At 38.2% G+C, this 17203-nt stretch carries 15 protein-coding genes; 2 read left to right on the forward strand and 13 right to left on the reverse strand.

Annotated elements, in window-relative coordinates; all coding sequences use genetic code 11:
* Nucleotides 1–350: 350 nt before the first annotated feature.
* The 12 genes from AC1TO4_RS19365 to pxpA form a co-directional block, all read right to left on the reverse strand.
* Complete coding sequence (locus AC1TO4_RS19365; RefSeq protein WP_482106642.1) at nt 351–1322, reverse strand: DUF2628 domain-containing protein; 972 nt, start codon at nt 1320–1322, stop codon at nt 351–353.
* Between the two features lie 538 nt (nt 1323–1860).
* The gene (locus AC1TO4_RS19370) at nt 1861–2325 is read right to left on the reverse strand and encodes a DinB family protein (RefSeq protein ID WP_482106643.1); all 465 of its coding nucleotides are present in this window, start codon (nt 2323–2325) and stop codon (nt 1861–1863) included.
* 443 nt (nt 2326–2768) lie between these two features.
* Nucleotides 2769–3746 carry a hypothetical protein gene (locus tag AC1TO4_RS19375; protein WP_482106644.1) on the reverse strand — a complete coding sequence of 326 codons (978 nt, stop codon included), beginning with the start codon at nt 3744–3746 and terminating at the stop codon, nt 2769–2771.
* Between the two features lie 181 nt (nt 3747–3927).
* Nucleotides 3928–4317: an HNH endonuclease gene (locus tag AC1TO4_RS19380; RefSeq protein WP_482106645.1), complete on the reverse strand. Its 390-nt coding sequence runs from the start codon at nt 4315–4317 to the stop codon at nt 3928–3930.
* A 296-nt stretch (nt 4318–4613) separates the two neighbouring features.
* Nucleotides 4614–5009, reverse strand: coding sequence for a VOC family protein (locus AC1TO4_RS19385; protein ID WP_482106646.1), 396 nt, complete (start codon nt 5007–5009; stop codon nt 4614–4616).
* A 613-nt stretch (nt 5010–5622) separates the two neighbouring features.
* Nucleotides 5623–7107: an aldehyde dehydrogenase gene (locus AC1TO4_RS19390; protein WP_482106647.1), complete on the reverse strand. Its 1485-nt coding sequence runs from the start codon at nt 7105–7107 to the stop codon at nt 5623–5625.
* A 296-nt stretch (nt 7108–7403) separates the two neighbouring features.
* Entirely contained in the window at nt 7404–7688 is a 285-nt protein-coding gene (locus AC1TO4_RS19395) for a hypothetical protein (protein WP_482106648.1), read from the reverse strand.
* 270 nt (nt 7689–7958) lie between these two features.
* Nucleotides 7959–8213 (reverse strand): hypothetical protein, encoded by a 255-nt coding sequence (locus AC1TO4_RS19400; protein ID WP_482106649.1) that lies wholly within the window; start codon nt 8211–8213, stop codon nt 7959–7961.
* Between the two features lie 30 nt (nt 8214–8243).
* Nucleotides 8244–9134: an acyl-ACP desaturase gene (locus tag AC1TO4_RS19405; protein WP_482106650.1), complete on the reverse strand. Its 891-nt coding sequence runs from the start codon at nt 9132–9134 to the stop codon at nt 8244–8246.
* A gap of 949 nt (nt 9135–10083) precedes the next feature.
* Nucleotides 10084–10875, reverse strand: coding sequence for a putative hydro-lyase (locus tag AC1TO4_RS19410; RefSeq protein WP_482106651.1), 792 nt, complete (start codon nt 10873–10875; stop codon nt 10084–10086).
* A 22-nt stretch (nt 10876–10897) separates the two neighbouring features.
* A complete protein-coding gene (locus tag AC1TO4_RS19415; RefSeq protein ID WP_482106652.1) occupies nt 10898–12118 on the reverse strand; it encodes an NRAMP family divalent metal transporter in 1221 nt (406 codons plus the stop codon).
* The gene (gene pxpA / locus AC1TO4_RS19420) at nt 12119–12895 is read right to left on the reverse strand and encodes a 5-oxoprolinase subunit PxpA (RefSeq protein WP_482106653.1); all 777 of its coding nucleotides are present in this window, start codon (nt 12893–12895) and stop codon (nt 12119–12121) included. It lies immediately after the preceding gene.
* 281 nt (nt 12896–13176) lie between these two features.
* On the opposite strand from pxpA, the gene pxpB reads away from it, so the two are divergent.
* Nucleotides 13177–13911, forward strand: a complete 735-nt coding sequence (gene pxpB / locus AC1TO4_RS19425) for a 5-oxoprolinase subunit PxpB (protein WP_482106654.1) — start codon at nt 13177–13179, stop codon at nt 13909–13911.
* Nucleotides 13908–14900 carry a 5-oxoprolinase subunit C family protein gene (locus AC1TO4_RS19430; protein WP_482106655.1) on the forward strand — a complete coding sequence of 331 codons (993 nt, stop codon included), beginning with the start codon at nt 13908–13910 and terminating at the stop codon, nt 14898–14900. Before pxpB ends, AC1TO4_RS19430 begins: the two co-directional genes overlap by 4 nt.
* Before the next feature lie 88 nt (nt 14901–14988).
* Here the strand turns inward: AC1TO4_RS19430 and AC1TO4_RS19435 are convergent, their stop codons facing one another.
* Complete coding sequence (locus AC1TO4_RS19435) at nt 14989–15747, reverse strand: IclR family transcriptional regulator (RefSeq protein ID WP_482106656.1); 759 nt, start codon at nt 15745–15747, stop codon at nt 14989–14991.
* Nucleotides 15748–17203 lie beyond the last annotated feature (1456 nt).

Genomic DNA, 17203 nt, shown 5'->3' on the forward strand with positions numbered 1-17203 from the left:
TCTTTCACAACCATCAACTTAAACTCATCGCTATATTTAGCCATAATAAAACACCCCAAAGGTTAGATTTTGACTCTAACTTTTGGGGTGCACAACACCCACGATCAACTGTGGTTGGGTCGCTTTTCACTTTAGACTTACTGAGCTGTTACTTATTTACCACAACTGCATACTTTGCTGCTTAAAAAAGGTTCCTGTGTGAGAAACAAAGACGAACCCATCTAATTTAACTTTCAACTTATAAGTCCCCTCATGAAAGACATAATTGTTTACAGCTCGAACTTTCCGTTTTATGCGACAAATCGAAAACAGCAGATCTTTTATTCGGTACAAATCCTCACTTAACTTCCTCATTCAAACCGAAATGAATCTAAAACAAAATCCAATTCACGTATCATATTAAACGCAACAAAATCCAAGTCCTCTTGGTTTAACGGGCTATGCATTTCTTCATTTGCCTCACTGGCAATCGCCAATGTGTAAGTTCTTTCACCATCATTGGTTATGTATATTTCATCGCTATTTCCCCAGTAACTCTCCTCTAAAACTTCATCATAAATAATGATGCTAAATACGTATTGTTCAATTGCTTTCGAGTGGTTTAAATAATGAAAATCGATTGTTCCCTCCGAATTACTAGCCCAGGTTCCATAACTAATCTCTATCCTATTGTTCCAACTGATTGGATAATCAAATGAAATCCCATAGTCTTCATCGGTATAAGTTGTCAATTCTGTGTTACTCTCTACCTCGGTAACAGAATGTACGACCGATTCAAAAACCGCCGAAATACCTACATACCCGACAAACAACAAAAACGTTAACCAAAAGCCTTTCCAACTACTATCACCACGTTTTCGTACTTTCTCTAGAAGCTCGTCACCTGAAAAGTGCTTTTCTAATTTATTGATTTCCTTTTGTGCAAACTTTTTATATTGAAAATTACCACCAATACCAAGTAGCACCGCAATACCAATGCTGATATATGAGTCAAACCGGGTGGTAGCGGCTCCTACTAAAAAGTGTACTACGTCAGCTATAATAAATAACAGCAGTATCACTAGTACATGCTTATACATTTTCCGATAACCAAGCCAGAAAAATGTAGCAAAGAAAGCTGCCCAGTTCCATGATCGTCGTTCATTTTTTGCCCATTTTCCAAAATAATACGACTCTTTATACCCGCCCACAAAAGCTTTCAACAAGTCTGGTTTTTCTGTCTCACTAGGCGTTTCCACATTACTGTCCAAAAGGTTATTACCACAAGTCCCACAAAATTGATCTTTTTCAAAAATCGTACCCCCACAACGAGTGCAATGCATACACAATCCCCTACCCCACTGGCAAATCAATTTCATCAACTTGCTCTATATTTAGTCGTACAATCTGTTGAAGTCCTGCGTTTATTAAAAAGAGGTACCTGTATCAGACACAAAGACAAACTATTCATACATTTAAGTAATTATACTAAAAATAAAGATAAATTGCATAGGTATTGATTTACTTTGTATTATTATAGAATTGAGTTGTATTTACTGAATAGTTCCGCGCACAGTACCTAAAATTAAATGGTAGTATCAGGACCACATATTTAAAAAGCCTAATTTCTCACTTATATTACCGAGAAATTAGGCTTTTTATATTTGGATTCTCTTTATTGTAAACGCGATTTCTTGATGCTACCCACCTGAAGGAAGTTGTCTTTTTAAGTTAGCTGTGCAAAATAGCGCCTAAAGTGACACATGGGAATACCTAGGAAACGAAATAGTTACTCCAAAACAAATCGAAAATACTTAAGCAGCCCCAGTATGCTAAGCCTCACATCCAGGATGCTGCCTAAGCTGTTAACTTCTGCTTCGCTTATTTCCCTGCCGCTTTCACTGTAATATTCATCGCGTGTATCTGCCCAATATGGTTGGCTTCATGACAAGCGAGGACTGCTGCAAGTTCGCCGAATGTATTTTCCCCGAATATCGGCTGTTCAAGCACTTTTTCAAAGTACTCGGCAGGAATCTGTTTGATGCGCCCCAGCTGCTCGGTTAATTGTTTGGTTAATTCTTCGACTGTAGGTACGACACCGGTCCAGTCTGCAGGTTTGGTGCCGTTGACAAATAGCCCTATGTAATTCTCAGGGATATACTGGGACTTTTCCGGAAAGCCAAACAGGAATTTTTCGGCTACAGTTAGGATGTGACCAATGTGCCAGTGAATCGTGTTGTTTAAACCATCAGGCTGTACATCGATCACACCTGCATCCAGCTTTTTGACGTCATAAAGCAGTTTATTACGCGTTAGTTCGAGTTGTTTTGTTAAATATTTACTCATTCACTATCTTCCCCTCTTTTTCTGAATAGTATTGAGACTATATCACCTCACTCTGTCTAATACAATTGCTTTGTGAATCTCCGGAAATATCATACCTGGCCGACATAGGTAATATATGAATATCAATTCAGTATCCCCTTGGCTATGAGATGGATGTACTTATCATGTGGGGAGTAACATTCTTTTCGATAGACCTTTGTTATTCAATCCTCTAGTTTTGATTTTATATAAAACAACTTAAAAGAGGTACGCTGTGTGAGACGCAAAGACGAACATTTAAATTTCCAAGTAATTATACAAAAAATAAAGAAAAAACGCATAGGTGTTGATTTACTTTGTATTATTATAGAATTGCATTGTATTTACTGAATAGTTCCGCGCAAAGTGGTACATAACACTATTTTCTAAGTAATAAAGGAATTCTCATGGAACTATATTAATAATTAATAAATTAGCTTTTCCTTCTCCATATACTCCTCACGAATTTGAGAAAGCGTCTTTCCAGTTTCCTTATGAACAGCAAACACATAGGTTTGTATACTAGACCAGCCAAAAAGTTCTTTTAACCATTTCTGCATGGAGATTTGTCCGCCATTCACTTCAACATTTCCGTTGGCCAGAAGTTTCCCTTCATCTTCCCGTCCTTTTGCAACTAACATATCACCAACCTTAACAACGCCCCATTCGAGCATTTCATTAATCTTAGGCAGCGTTCTCCGCGTAATGCCTTTTTTCTGCGCACTACTTCTTATTGGACTGTCTATGAAGTTAACGTAATAATCCCTATATGAATTAACTGGCAATACCTTTTCAATATTTATGTACACTTCATCCTGTATTTTGTAAGGAATCATTTTAAAACAAGTAATGTCAACACTATTACTATTCAGCCAAGCAACTGCCGACAGGGTTTGCTCATCATAATCAGATGCAACCAGTATTATTTTTTGGCTCTTATTAAAGTTACTTTCCGCCCCATTTTCCCACAAAAATTCCATTAACTTTCGACTCCCGAGTTCTACGCTTGTTAAAGGGTCGTTTTCGAATTCACTTCGATATTTCTCGATGTAGGGGGCATAGATTTTATTCACTAAATCCTCTGAGTCTTCAATAGTTGCATAACTTGCTGCATACCGAATGGCTTGAAATTCAAAGGCTTCTTTTCGGCCCTCAATATCTTTCCGATCTCTTTTGATTTCAATTAAGACAATATTTCCTTTGTTGTCCACTGCAGTAAGATCACTAATTCCATGCTGGGCATTTCGTACTTGCTTTCCCACAATCAGCATCGATTCTTCTTCATCGCAGATCATATCGATATTCTTTCGTAATAATTCTTCTAAATCACTTTCCTTATAATTAAGCTTTGAAAAAGTCGTAGCGCCTATTTTCACTGCCCTATCATTGGATACATAGTACATACTATTCCTCCCAACTTGGTCTAGTTACTTGGATAATTTAACCGTATTACAATTTCATAAAATTTGGCTATCAATGAAAAGCAGTACCACTGACACTAACACAACTCAGAATTTAATAAGAACCTTGTACTGTTCATTAAAATTGCATTAATAAAAAATCCGTGTTGACTTTTCGTCCCGTTTACCGGTAACCACTTCCCCCACCCCAAACTTCCCTACCACCAGTGTGCCCTGTGTTTTGGTGTGTTTCTTCATTAACTAGTTGAAGAACTCCTGGTTGTTCATTGTGGTGCCAAACATAGCCTTCAGGAATAATTTCATTACCTAATGCTTGTACATCAAATTGGGATAATCCTAATTCAGTTGCTACTTTTGGTGATTCTTGAATAGCTTGGTAAAGTGTTTCATTCGCTATTTGAAAATGTATGTTGTCGCTTTCTAAATACATTTCTTCCGCTAAGATGATACTAAATAGAGATTCAAACAAAGGGAAAGTGCCTGTTCGGAGTTCACCATTAGGTAATTCGACTGTACTCTCTAGAAACTGAACCCCTGTTTCAGAATGATTCAATCCAGCTAAGTGATCATTGCGTGTCTCAAGAGTTTAACCCCACCTGTAGCAGCTCCACCAAGAACTGTATTTACTACTTTACCAGTGCCACGAAATACGCCCATCCTATATACCCCCATCACTCTTAACTATAGGAATATTATATCATTTTTAATAAAAATATCCTTCTTCAACGAAACTAAACAGCCAATCGCCGGGTTACTATCGTCGATTGGCTGTTTAATAGAGGTTTTATTCCTGCCTTAAAATGAACTGTAGAAGAACGGGAATGTCCTTCAAAACTTCATATAAGAATTTTACTTTGCATGCTCGTCTGGTTGATGAATACCAAAGAGATTTCCTTCAGTATCAGTATAGTAGCCTTGCCAAGCCATTCCAGGAAGTGCGTATTTCGGCATCGCTACCTGACCGCCACTTTCAAGAATTTTAGCTTCAGAAGCATCGTAATTCTCTACCCCCATTGTACAAGCAAAACCATTTAAAGCTTGATTGGCTTCCGGAGGAGTACTTCGGCGTTGCATTAAAGCACCATTAATTCCAAGCTCGTCCGCACCGCCTGTCACTGCTCCGAAGTAAGGCATTCCTGCATACTCACTCCAATCCTCAAATGACCAACCAAACACATCTCCATAAAACTTCTTTGCTCGCTCCATGTCACTAACATGAATTTCAAAATGAACCATTCTCCCCATAAATTTCCCTCCAGTTTTTAAAGTATAAATCTCAATAGTTCGAGTATTGAAAACTATTGACTCCGCATTAATTATCATACCACCTTGACTAAAAATTTCATATTATTTAGCGAACAGACGTTGCCTAATTATTAATCATGCGCTTTGTTGACTCTTACCCATTCACTGTTCAGCTAACCTCATTTCAAAAAAATATCCCCCTCAATCTTAGCCAAAGGGGGATTCCACTATCATGCTGAATTTTTTCTACACCTTCACTAACTTCATTTCCATAATACTTGTCAATAAACGCGCCAAACACAGATGCCAATATTTGATTGTGTTGTGCCTATGCACGAAACTTTCATGTTTGTTTCAACAATCAGATTTGCTTCACGGAAGGAACAAATCAGAATCGTGCTTGAACCGCATCGCACTAAAAGCCTGCTCTCTGAAAATCCAAAAAGCGCCAACCCCTATAACCGGAGTTGACGCTTTTTATTTTAGAATTGGTGGATTACATCATGCCGTCGATTCCAACGCCGAGAAATTAGGCTTTTATGGCATCATGATTCATAGGTATTTACTACCCTCATTTGTTTCAATTAATGCGAATGAAAACCTTGTATTACTCTTATAACTTCACACAAATATTCGTTAATTCTGTATAGAATTCCCAACTGTGACTACCGCCGACACGTCCTACTCCACTATCTTTCGTACCACCAAATGGAGTTCTTAGGTCACGTACGAACCAGCAGTTGATATAAGATAATCCTGATTCGATTGATTGTGCTACACGGTGTGCACGACGGATATCATTCGTCCAGATTGTGTTACTTAAGCCCACTCGCGTATCGTTTGCCGCGGCAATCACTTCTTCTTCTGTGTCAAACGGAATAATTGTAACGACTGGCCCAAAGATTTCTTCGCGAACGCAACGGGATGTGTCATCTAAACCAGTAATAATCGTTGGTTCTATGAAATATCCTTTATCCAATCCTTCTGGGCGTTTACCGCCAGTTACAAAAGTACCGCCCTCTTCTTCAGCGATTTTCAAGTAGCTCATTACTTTATCATAGTGTACTTTGGCAACTAATGCGCCTTGATCATTGTCCATATCAAAAGGATCGCCAACTTTTAATTCTCTTGTTTTCGCTGCAAATCTTTCTACGAATTTATCATGAATTGAACGTTCAACATAAATCCTTGAACCGCAGACACAAACTTCTCCTTGGTTTGTGAAACTTGATCGAATCGTTGTTTCAACGACTTCATCAATATCTACATCTGCGAAAATAATGTTAGGATTTTTACCACCTAATTCGAAAGAAAGCTTTTTCAATGTAGGAGCGGCTTCCTCCATAATTTTAGAGCCTGTGCTCACCTGTCCGATAAAGCCGATTCCAGCAATGTCAGGGTGTTTGTTGATTGCACTTCCAGCACCAGGTCCAAAGCCGTGAACCATGTTAACTACTCCATCTGGAACACCAGCTTCTTTAAGGATTTCCATTAATAATGTTGCAGTCATCGGTGTTAATTCAGATGGCTTTATAACTACTGTACAGCCGGCTGCTAAAGCTGGGGCTAGTTTCCAAGTTAATAAGAATAATGGAAGATTCCACGGCTGGATTAATCCAACGACTCCAATTGGACGACGATATCCGTAGTTAATCGCATTATGCGTATCATCTTGGAATGCTTCTGTTCCTACAGACGTCACGTAATCCGCATAGAATTGGAAGTTTGCTGCTGCACGAGGGGCATCAACATGACGTGCAAATTTAAGGTGTTTACCTGTATCCAATGATTCTAATTGGGCGATTTCTTCTTGTCTTGCTTCAAGAATATCACCAACTTTACGGAGAATATTTGAACGTTCCTTTGTACTCATTTTCCCCCATGGTCCTTCTTCAAAAGCACGTTTAGCAGCCTTAACAGCTAAATCAATATCTTCCTTGCTTCCTTCTGCGATGGTACCATATACTTTTTCAGTTACTGGGTTCACATTATTGAAAGTTTTTTTATTTTTAGATTCTACAAATTGACCGTCAATATAATGTAAGCAATCAAAAGGTTTAACTATTTTCTGAACGATTTTTTCTGCCTGTACGACCATTATTAAATTCCTCCCCATAATTAAGAATATTCTTATTATCCACAATCTTATGGTATCAATCGATTGTTGCATATGCAAACCCTTAGTTCCTCTATGCGGAACAAACTGATAAAATGCTTAATAATTTTTATATAGATACATACATACACTTCGCCCGATTTTTTTGGGGGCGCCTTTAAGCATCTAGGGATCTTCAAAAACTAAATGAAAACAAAACAAAAAGTCCTTTATAATGGTTTGTACAGGTAGTTCCTGTACAAACCATTATAAAGGACTCACGCATGGACAAGAATACACTAAAAAGAGGTACCTGTGTCAGACACAAGTTCTACCCTTGTTAAAGGGCCGTTCTCGACTTCACTTCGATATTTCTCGATGTAGGGGGCATAGATTTTATTCACTAAATCCTCTGAGTCTTCAATAGTTGCATAACTTGCTGCATACCGAATGGCTTGAAATTCAAAGGCTTCTTTTCTGCCTTCAATATCTTTCCGATCTCTTTTGATTTCAATTGTAGCATTATCATTATTATAAGCAATCCGGTCTTGTCCATAGTTATAGTTTAGAACGTAAAAAGCCACCCTCCGAAGAAGATGGCTTTCTTTTTCCGACTCCTGTATCCTCGGTTCATCATATATAATGAAGCAACCCTGATATAGGAATGTCATATGGAACAAAGCAAGTTAATATCATTGGAACCTAGTTGGTTTTTCTTTTCACCAATCCAAATTTCATCTATTTCACTAATGTGATGCATCTTTAATACATTACGTGCTTGTAATACTGTTTTAAGAGATTCAATTTATTGCTCATATGCTTTCAACTTAGGCTCAATAAATATAGTTGAGTAATTAATTTTCGATTTCAAGAATAGCCTCGATTTCTTCTTGGATCTCTCTATTCACCAAAAGAGAACGTTTTTTTCTCAATTCAAGATCCATTTCTTTGTCAATGAAATCATTCGTATGTTTGTCAAAACAATTAAAACAAATAGAGTAAAAGTCTTTTTTCTCTTTCTTTAAAAAATCAAACTCCCACGTTTCAAGTTCCAAATAACTTACTTTATCTTTCGTTTCTTTTTCACATAATTCGCAAGTTGTTTTCATTATAAAAAAACCCTTTCATACATCTACCTTTTATTTTTTTCCTAGATGACGATCTTTAATTCTTTTTAAACGCCCATGATATTTCATTATATTCGCTTGTGATTGTTTGGCATCTTCGCTAGTAGGTTGCAAGTTGGCAATATCCCAGTATTTAATAACTACATCTAATACTTGGTCAAAGTATTCTAGTGGTCCATAATTCGTATCTATTGCAATGGTTTTCATTCTATCGCTAAAGTCTGGCATAACGGCACCTGGCATAGAGAAATTAATAATTACATTCTCAAAATAAACAATGAAATTCGGGTCAAGTTCAAGATGTGCTTTCACTGTGTCGCGATAGAATGCATAATGAAGCGCTTCGTCTTTCGCTATACGTCGAAGTAATGTTGCTAAATCTTTGTCGTAAAGACCCGCTATCCTAGCTACATTATTATAAAAAACTAGTGTAGCTAACTCTTGCAATGAAGTATAGGCCATTGTCGCTAGAGGATTAGTGAAATCTGGAAACCAACCACTTTCAACTACTCGTTTTCTTAATTCATGCAATCTTGCGGGATTTACGTTTCGTGTCACCAATAAATACGTTTCAAGTAAGTTAGAGTGCTGGTCTTCTTCAGCAGTCCAAGTGCGTACGAAATCATTTATTACTTCCATTGAATTTTTAAATGTATAATCCAAATGCGAAGTATACCAAGGTAAATTTACTTCTGTAAGTAATGCTGTTTCTACCGCAGTAATTACACCTTCAGGAAGAGTTACTTGACTCTCATCCCAAGGAACTCGTTTAAAGGACATGGCCTTGTCCCATGGAATAAATTCGTGATAGCTCCAGTCAATATTTGCAGAACGTTCCTTATGTAATTGATATAATTCTTTAATGCGCGGTTCTAAGCGTATATCCAAATCTGAATTTAACATGTTCTTTTCTCCTTTAGGTGCTTTACTGTTAACTTTAAACCATTTGAATTTTTTTAACAATTATAATTCATTTTCAAACCACCACTCCCCCTTTAGTTACGACATTCCCGTATAGTTCCAACCTTTCATTCCTTTACATTAACTTTCTACTATCTAAAAAAGAAGAAAACAAACTAACAAATATTTTCCGAATTACTTTGTTAGAAGTGGTTTACCATGCTCCACCACGGGTATACATAGATTACAAGGCGGAACTACCGGAGGATGAACCGAGTAGACGAGTAACCTACGGGTGAATCTGACGATGAACTGCACAGCCTTGGCGGAAAATTTGCTTTGCTGGCGATGTTTCACTTTTTAAGAACCGTGTGGGTTCCGATTTAATGTGTTAATCAAGCAGTAAGCGTAACGTTTTTTGTTTAAAGTGCAACTAGATACTGACTTCTATGAAGCGGATCGCGTACCAAACATCTTGCGACTGCATGGCCGAATGGCTACATGAGTCAGCTCCATCAAACTGCACGGACGCGTTTTACGTATTAATCGTCAGCAAGAACAGTTTGAGTAATTGAAAAAAACGATCAAATTTTCCGAGTACCCCCCCTCTTATTTGGGAATGGAAAAAGCATGGTCCTCAATCTGAGGATCATGCTTTTTCTTTGGTTTACCTAGCTTCCTTCATTTGCAGCTCCAGCTGCTTATTCAACTTCACAAATCCTATCCCCGTCAGAATTGCGGTTATGGCGCCTATTGCTGCGGCAATACCGAATACTTGCGTAACAAGATGAGATGTATCAATTGGTTTATCTCTATTTTCGATAACCTTATTATCATGGAAAAAGGCATCTCGCTCAAATTAAAGAATTAAAAGAGATGCTTGCATAACCTATTGATAAATAAATGCCATACTTCGACACAGTCCAAAACTGTGGTGAAGTATGGCATTTTTTCATAACACACTTAACTCATGGTCTTTTAGATCGCTAATGAACATACAACCCGGTGCGTGCGTAATCATAATCGAAGGTTTACTTTCCATGGCGACAGCTTGTGGTGTGACACCGCAAGCCCAAAATACCGGAATTTCACCATCTTTAATCGTTACTGCATCTCCGAAATCAGGCTTTGAAATATCCCCAATGCCAATTTGACTTGGATTTCCAATATGGATGGGCGCCCCGTGGACATCGGGTAGATTAGTCGTAATTTGGATCGCTCGAATGGCTTCTTTGGGCGACATGGGACGCATACTAACGACAGTCGGTCCTTCAAAAATACCTGCTTTTTCACATGCGATATTCGTTTTAAACATTGTAACATTACAATTTTCTTCGATATGCCGAATTGGAATACCACTTTCAAGCAGTGGTGTTTCAAATGTAAAACTACAACCTAATAAAAAACCAACCATATCATCTTCCCAGTATTCGGTTATATCTGTCACTTCTTCCGTATAGACTCCATCTTTGTAAATGCGATATTTAGGAATATCTTTTCGAAGATCTGCCTCCTTCGCAATTTTACTTGGATGGAAAGAGCCAGGTTCAGTAACGTCTAATAAAGGACAAGGCTTCGGATTTCGTTGACAAAATAGCAAGAAATCAAAAGCATGTTCTTTTTTTAAAATAACCAAATTCGCTTGTGTGAAACCTTTTGCCATTCCTGAGGTTGGGCCAGTAATTTCTTGTTTACGGATTAGCTTCCTTATTTCCTTTGGCGTTATCCTATTATAATTTTCCACCTAGCTTATCTCCTTCAGCTGTTTATTCAAATAGCAATGGAATTTGTTCAATAAGCGTGATAATCCCTAAAACACCCATGAGAACTACGACCACGCCTCCTCCAATTGTTAACCAGAGTGGATGCTTATAGTTACCGACGATGTCTTTCTTGTAAGCGGCTATTAATAGTGTTCCTAACGCAAGTGGTAAAATAAGCGCATTTAAAGCACCTACGAGTATAAGAACTGTTACAGGACGTCCGACCAACGTAAATGTAATCGTCGATATTAAAATAAACAGGATGATAATCCAATTATGATACTTTTCAATTACTGGACTGAATGAACGAATGAAAGATACAGATGTATAAGCGGCACCTACAACCGATGTTATGGCAGCAGCCCACATGATGACGCCAAACATTCTATATCCAAGCTCACCCGCAGCAAGTCTGAATACTGAGGCAGGTGGATTCTCTGGATCGATGGCAAGACCTTGGGAAACGACGCCAAGTACCGCTAGGAATAGTGCTATCCGCATGATCCCTGTCACTGCAATACCCATCACAGAACTTTTGGTAACTTGGGGTAAGGATTCAACGCCTTTTATACCAGCATCTAATAGCCGATGCCCACCCGCAAATGTAATATATCCACCGACAGTTCCACCGACAAGTGTCACAATGGCAAATATACTAATTTGTTCCGGGTTAAATGTATTCACAATGGCTTCCCCAACTGGTGGAGAGGTACTAAATGCAACAAACACCATTAATAGCATCATCAAAACGCCGGCAATTTGCGCAACTTTGTCCATCGCTTTTCCAGCTTCTTTCACAACGAAAATAAAAATGGCAAATGCTGCACTAATGATCGCACCTGCAATCGGGTCAACTCCAAGCATTGCATTCAAGCCTAGCCCTGCACCGGCGACGTTACCGATATTAAATGCTAGTCCACCCATTACAATGAATATTGCTAAAACGACACCAAGGCCTGGTAACACTTTATTCGCAATTTCTTGACCACGTAATCCAGAAACGGCAATAATTCTCCAAACATTCATTTGAGCGAAAACATCTAGGATTAGCGAAACTAGAATAACGAATCCAAAGCTCGCGGCCAACTGTTGTGTAAATACGGTCGTTTGTGTCAAAAATCCTGGACCAATTGAAGATGTAGCCATTAGGAATGCCGCACCTAACAATACACTTCTGGTCGCTTTGTTTTTATCTTTCACCAAACCCAACTTTTCCTTACCCATTTACCCTAAGACCCCCAAGTTAGAAATTGATGAAACAGTAATTTCATTACTGTTTAATGATTCTGTAATGTATTTTGCGAAATCAAGTGCATTCTCTCCATCTCCATGAATACAAATCGTATCTGCTTGCACCTTCACTTCAGTGTTTTGCTGTGATATGACTTTTCCTTCTGTCACCATTTTCACTACTTGTCTAGCAGATTGTTCTTGATCCGTTATTAATGCATCTGCTTGTGAACGCGAAGTTAACGATCCATCAGATTGATACGTACGATCTGCAAACACCTCATGCGCTGTGCGTAATTTAATTTTCTCTCCTGCTTTGGTCAATTCGCTGTCAGCTAGTCCAAATAACACTAACTTAGGAGAAACATCATACACAGCTTGGGCAATCGCCTCTGCCAGCTCACTATCTCTTGATGCCATTTGGTATAAGGCTCCGTGTGGTTTTACGTGCTGCATCGTTTCATTATGTATTCTTAAGAACGCTTGAAGTGCCCCAATTTGATAGACAACCATATCGTAGCCCTCTTGTGGCGTAATCTTCATATCACGGCGACCAAATCCATTTAAATCGGGTAGTCCGGGATGTGCGCCAATCTTCACCCCATTTTCAATTGCAAGCTTGACTGTTTCCCTCATAACAGTTGGATCACCAGCGTGAAAACCACATGCAATATTTACTGACGTTATATACTTCAATATCTCTTGTTGATCACCAAGTTTATAACGACCAAAACTTTCTCCTAAATCACAATTTAAATCTACTTTTAACATACATCTTCCTCCCGATACTTTTTAGTTAACTACCTTTAAGTAAGCGTTTCCAAATGAATCTGTTCCGAATTATGGAACTTAGGTTCTAAAGCGTAAACCAACTTTAACACAGATTTTTTTTTTTGAATACCTATATTTCGAATTGACGGAAATATTAGCATTCAAAAGATTTTATACTTGTTTTTTATATACTCCGACTTATAATGATATTATATCCGTTTTATAGAATACAAGTACCGAATATCGAAACTAGGGGAGCTGTTAATATTAACAAGCAGAAAATGGTAATTAACATAAAACCTTTAGGCGATTCAGCGTTAATTATTCAACTAGGTGAAGGCATCGATCCATCGATTCATGAAAGGGTAAAAAGCTTGTCAACATTATTAGATGAGCGCCCATTTGAAGGATTTATCGAGTCTGTACCTGCTTACAATAATTTAACGATTTATTACAATACGTACACCGTACATCTTTCACAGGTGAAGAACGCTACAATACATCAAGTAGTATTAACTCCTTTTGAAAAAGTAAGCACTTACATTAATGAATTAATCCAACACATTGGGGATAAACAGTCTTTTGAACAAAGAACTGTAACCATACCTGTGTTATACGGTGGTCAATTTGGTCCTGACTTGGAATACGTTGCGAAGTACCATGGGCTATCGGTTGAGGAAGTTATTCGCATACATACGGAAAATGAATACTTGGTCTATATGATTGGCTTTGCTCCGGGGTTTCCTTTCATGGGGGGAATGAATGAGAAAATCGCTACGCCACGAAAGGATACACCCCGCTTAGCAATTGTTCCCGGCTCGGTCGGAATTGCTGGTAAGCAGACCGGCGTTTATCCATTAGAAACTCCAGGAGGCTGGCAAATTATCGGACGCACACCTCAAGTTTTATTTCTTCCGCTTACTTCACCGCCGACATTTTTACAGTCTGGCGATAAAATCAGATTTTCGTCAATTTCTCTAGAAGAATATACAAGCTATGAGGAGCTGAAATCATGACTGTGAAAGTACTAAAATCGGGGCTATTGACAACAATACAAGACTTGGGGAGATACGGCTCTCAAAAATATGGTGTAATTGTTAGCGGCGCGATGGATAGCTATTCTTTAAGAATCGCTAATTTACTTGTGGGTAATGAGGAAAGTGAAGGTGCCATAGAAATCACTTTATTCGGGACTTCCCTTCAATTCGAGAAAGATACGTTAATCGCAATTACAGGTGGAGATTTACTCGCTACGATTGATGGTCAAAATGCACCTTTGTGGCGCCCACTACTGGTGAAAAAAGGAGAAGTATTGAAATTCAAGTCTGCTGTTAAAGGAGCTAGGGCATACGTCTCTTTTGCTGGCGGCATCGCAATCCCGAAAGTAATGGGAAGCAAAAGTACATATCTCAGTGCAGGTATCGGTGGATTTCACGGAAGAGTTTTACAGAAAAATGATTCATTCCAATGTGGAGAAATGAACGATAATAATCAATCTGTCATTCATAAACTTAAAGCGATAAATGGCAACCTTGCTTGGTCAGTCAATTATAATCTACTGATTAACCTCCATCAATCACAGGTAATCCGCGTTCTCAAAGGGACTGAATTTAGTCGATTTGATAGTAAGAGTCAAAAAACATTATTTGCTGATCCGTATATATTAACGACTCAAGCCGATCGGATGGGCTCTCGATTAAAAGGTTCTCCGCTTTCATTAGAAAAAGAATTCGAATTACTGTCTGAAGGCGTCACATTCGGAACGATTCAAGTTCCTTCAAATGGTCAACCGATTATTTTAATGGCAGATCGGCAAACAACAGGCGGCTATCCCAAAATTGGACAAGTCATTTCAGTCGATTTATCAAGTTTGGCACAACTACAGCCAGGTGCAGCAATACATTTTGTGGAAGCCTCACTCGAAGAGGCAGTAAATGAATTATTTAAGAAAGAACAAATCATCAATGAAATCAAAAAAGCGATTCACTTTAAGGCAATGTACTAATGAAGGGAAATGGCAAATTGAAGATAATAGAAGGTATGTAACGCAGAAAATCCTCCATTACCAGAAGTGGTAAACGGAGGATTCTTTTTCATCTTTTCGTATGGCCGATGTGGGTTGAAATTTCTTGGGCTGCTTTTTTTACTTTTCTTGCAAAGATAGCAACATTCTCGTTTTGATAATTGGCTTCAATCCCAGCAATACTGATCCCGGCAATGATTTCACCTTTATGATCAAAAATAGGTGCTGCAATCGCAGATGAATGATTCTCCAATTCAGAATGACTCATTGTATAACCATCCTTCCTTGCCTGCTTGATTGTTTCAAGTAAAAGTTCTCTGTTCGTTATTGTACCTGCTGCAAGAGGTTGTAGTTCAACTGATTTGATGTATAGATCAATTTCTGAGTCCGATAAGTAAGATAAAATAACCCGCGAGCAAGCGCCAGCATATAAAGGGCTACTTCTGCCGACTTCAGTATATAAGCGGACTTTTTGGTACGTATCGATTTTCTCAATATAAATCGCTTCATCGCCTCGTTTAACAATTAAATTAATTGCTTCTTTTACATCATTATGTAAGTCCTGCATAATCGGATAGGCTATTTTCCGAATATCGAGCCTGCTAGAAACAAGATTACCAAATGTTAGAAAAAGGAGACCTAGTCTATATTTCAAGTCAATTCCCTTCTCTACAAACTCCATTTCTTCTAAAGACATAAGCATTCGGTAGACAGACGTTTTTGGAATTCCTGATAAGTCAATAATCTCTTGGAATGATAATTCTGCATGGTCAATAAATAAATTTAATATATCCATCGATCGGACAACAGTTTTATTTTTATTACTCATTTTATCTGCTACTGTAAACATAGAAAAACCTAGTAGTTTTCCTACGCTAGACATTTTCCTGCTTCCATGTGCTTCACCATATCAACTACTAGCTATCACTACTGGTTTAACACTCCACAGGAATAAGTATGCTTTCATATATTTTAGATGTAAACTGGCTTTAGGCTCACAATCGATTTTAATATTGTAATCGCCACAAATAAAAACTCGATTTGACATTGACAATACGAAGTTTCAATCGAATGCCGATCAACCGATTAAAACCCGATAAGGATGGCTTCTTAGTGTCTTATCCCATCACACCAATTTATACACTGAATATATAAATTACCACTCTTTTATAGTCTAACGTGCATCAATTTAAACAACCAATAGTTGCTTTGCCTGCTCTTAGTGCAGAATCCACCTCACTCTCAGTTTATATTTCATTCATAACTTCTGCATGATTTACTTTATTTTCGTTTTAACTTTTTCCACTTAATTATTAAATCGTATTTAGCATGGTTTCCAAAACAAAGTGATTACTATAAATTCTGATTTTTAACAGCCCAATTATGAGCCTAGAAATCGCTTTAATTTACATATACTTCTTTAGGGTTTCTACTATATAAGTGTAACACCTAAAATTGAAAAATCCATAACAGCTTCGGCTAATGTAGGTTACCAGAACAACATTACACTGAGGTTCTATCATAAGATACAAAATAGTGAAAGCTACCTGTGTGAAACAACGTATACAAGTCACATACCTGAATAAATGATTTGGTTTTTTCGAACCGCTTAGCAAGAGAAATCCCTTTAGAATATGAGATTTACTATACTATCAAATAGTTTTCAAATTATTTAGCTTGAAGTGGTTTACTAAACTCCATCGCGGGTATAGTTAGATTACAAGGCGGAACTACCGGAGGATAAACCGAGTAGACGAGTAACCTACGGGTGAATCTGACGATGAACTGCACAGCCTTGGCGGAAAATTTGCTTTGCTGGCGATGTTTCACTTTTTAAGAACCGTGTGAGTGGGTTCCGATTTAATGTGTTGATCAAGCAGTAAGAGTAACGTTTTTTGTTTAAAGTGCAACTAGATACTGACTTCAATGAAGCGGATCGCGTACCAAACATCTTGCGACTGCATGGCCGAACGGCTAAATGAGTCAGCTCCATCAAACTGCACGGACGAGATTTATGTACTAATCGTCAGCAAGAACAGTTTGTGCAATTGAAAAACTACCAAATTTTCCGAGTACCCCCCTTTTTATTGGGGAAATCGAGTAGGAGGGAGTGATTAACTCCCGACCTCTCACACCACCGTACGTACCGTTCGGTATACGGCGGTTCAATTAAGATTGATGACGCAAATAAGATTGATGACGCAAAGTTTCGTAACGTGATAGTAGACTTTTGAGCCCTTGGGAACTCCAGTAGGAGTTTCCGAGGGTTCTATGTAATACAGGAC

The sequence above is a fragment of the Sporosarcina sp. Y838 genome (genome assembly GCF_056786515.1).

Coding starts and splice junctions, on each gene's coding strand:
- AC1TO4_RS19365 (WP_482106642.1), bottom strand. CDS start 1,322: ATGCATTGCACTCGTTGTGGGGGTACGATTTTTGAAAAAGATCAATTT.
- AC1TO4_RS19370 (WP_482106643.1), bottom strand. CDS start 2,325: ATGAGTAAATATTTAACAAAACAACTCGAACTAACGCGTAATAAACTG.
- AC1TO4_RS19375 (WP_482106644.1), bottom strand. CDS start 3,746: ATGTACTATGTATCCAATGATAGGGCAGTGAAAATAGGCGCTACGACT.
- AC1TO4_RS19385 (WP_482106646.1), bottom strand. CDS start 5,009: ATGGGGAGAATGGTTCATTTTGAAATTCATGTTAGTGACATGGAGCGA.
- AC1TO4_RS19390 (WP_482106647.1), bottom strand. CDS start 7,107: ATGGTCGTACAGGCAGAAAAAATCGTTCAGAAAATAGTTAAACCTTTT.
- AC1TO4_RS19400 (WP_482106649.1), bottom strand. CDS start 8,213: ATGAAAACAACTTGCGAATTATGTGAAAAAGAAACGAAAGATAAAGTA.
- AC1TO4_RS19405 (WP_482106650.1), bottom strand. CDS start 9,134: ATGTTAAATTCAGATTTGGATATACGCTTAGAACCGCGCATTAAAGAA.
- AC1TO4_RS19415 (WP_482106652.1), bottom strand. CDS start 12,118: ATGGGTAAGGAAAAGTTGGGTTTGGTGAAAGATAAAAACAAAGCGACC.
- pxpA (WP_482106653.1), bottom strand. CDS start 12,895: ATGTTAAAAGTAGATTTAAATTGTGATTTAGGAGAAAGTTTTGGTCGT.
- pxpB (WP_482106654.1), top strand. CDS start 13,177: ATGGTAATTAACATAAAACCTTTAGGCGATTCAGCGTTAATTATTCAA.
- AC1TO4_RS19430 (WP_482106655.1), top strand. CDS start 13,908: ATGACTGTGAAAGTACTAAAATCGGGGCTATTGACAACAATACAAGAC.
- AC1TO4_RS19435 (WP_482106656.1), bottom strand. CDS start 15,747: ATGAGTAATAAAAATAAAACTGTTGTCCGATCGATGGATATATTAAAT.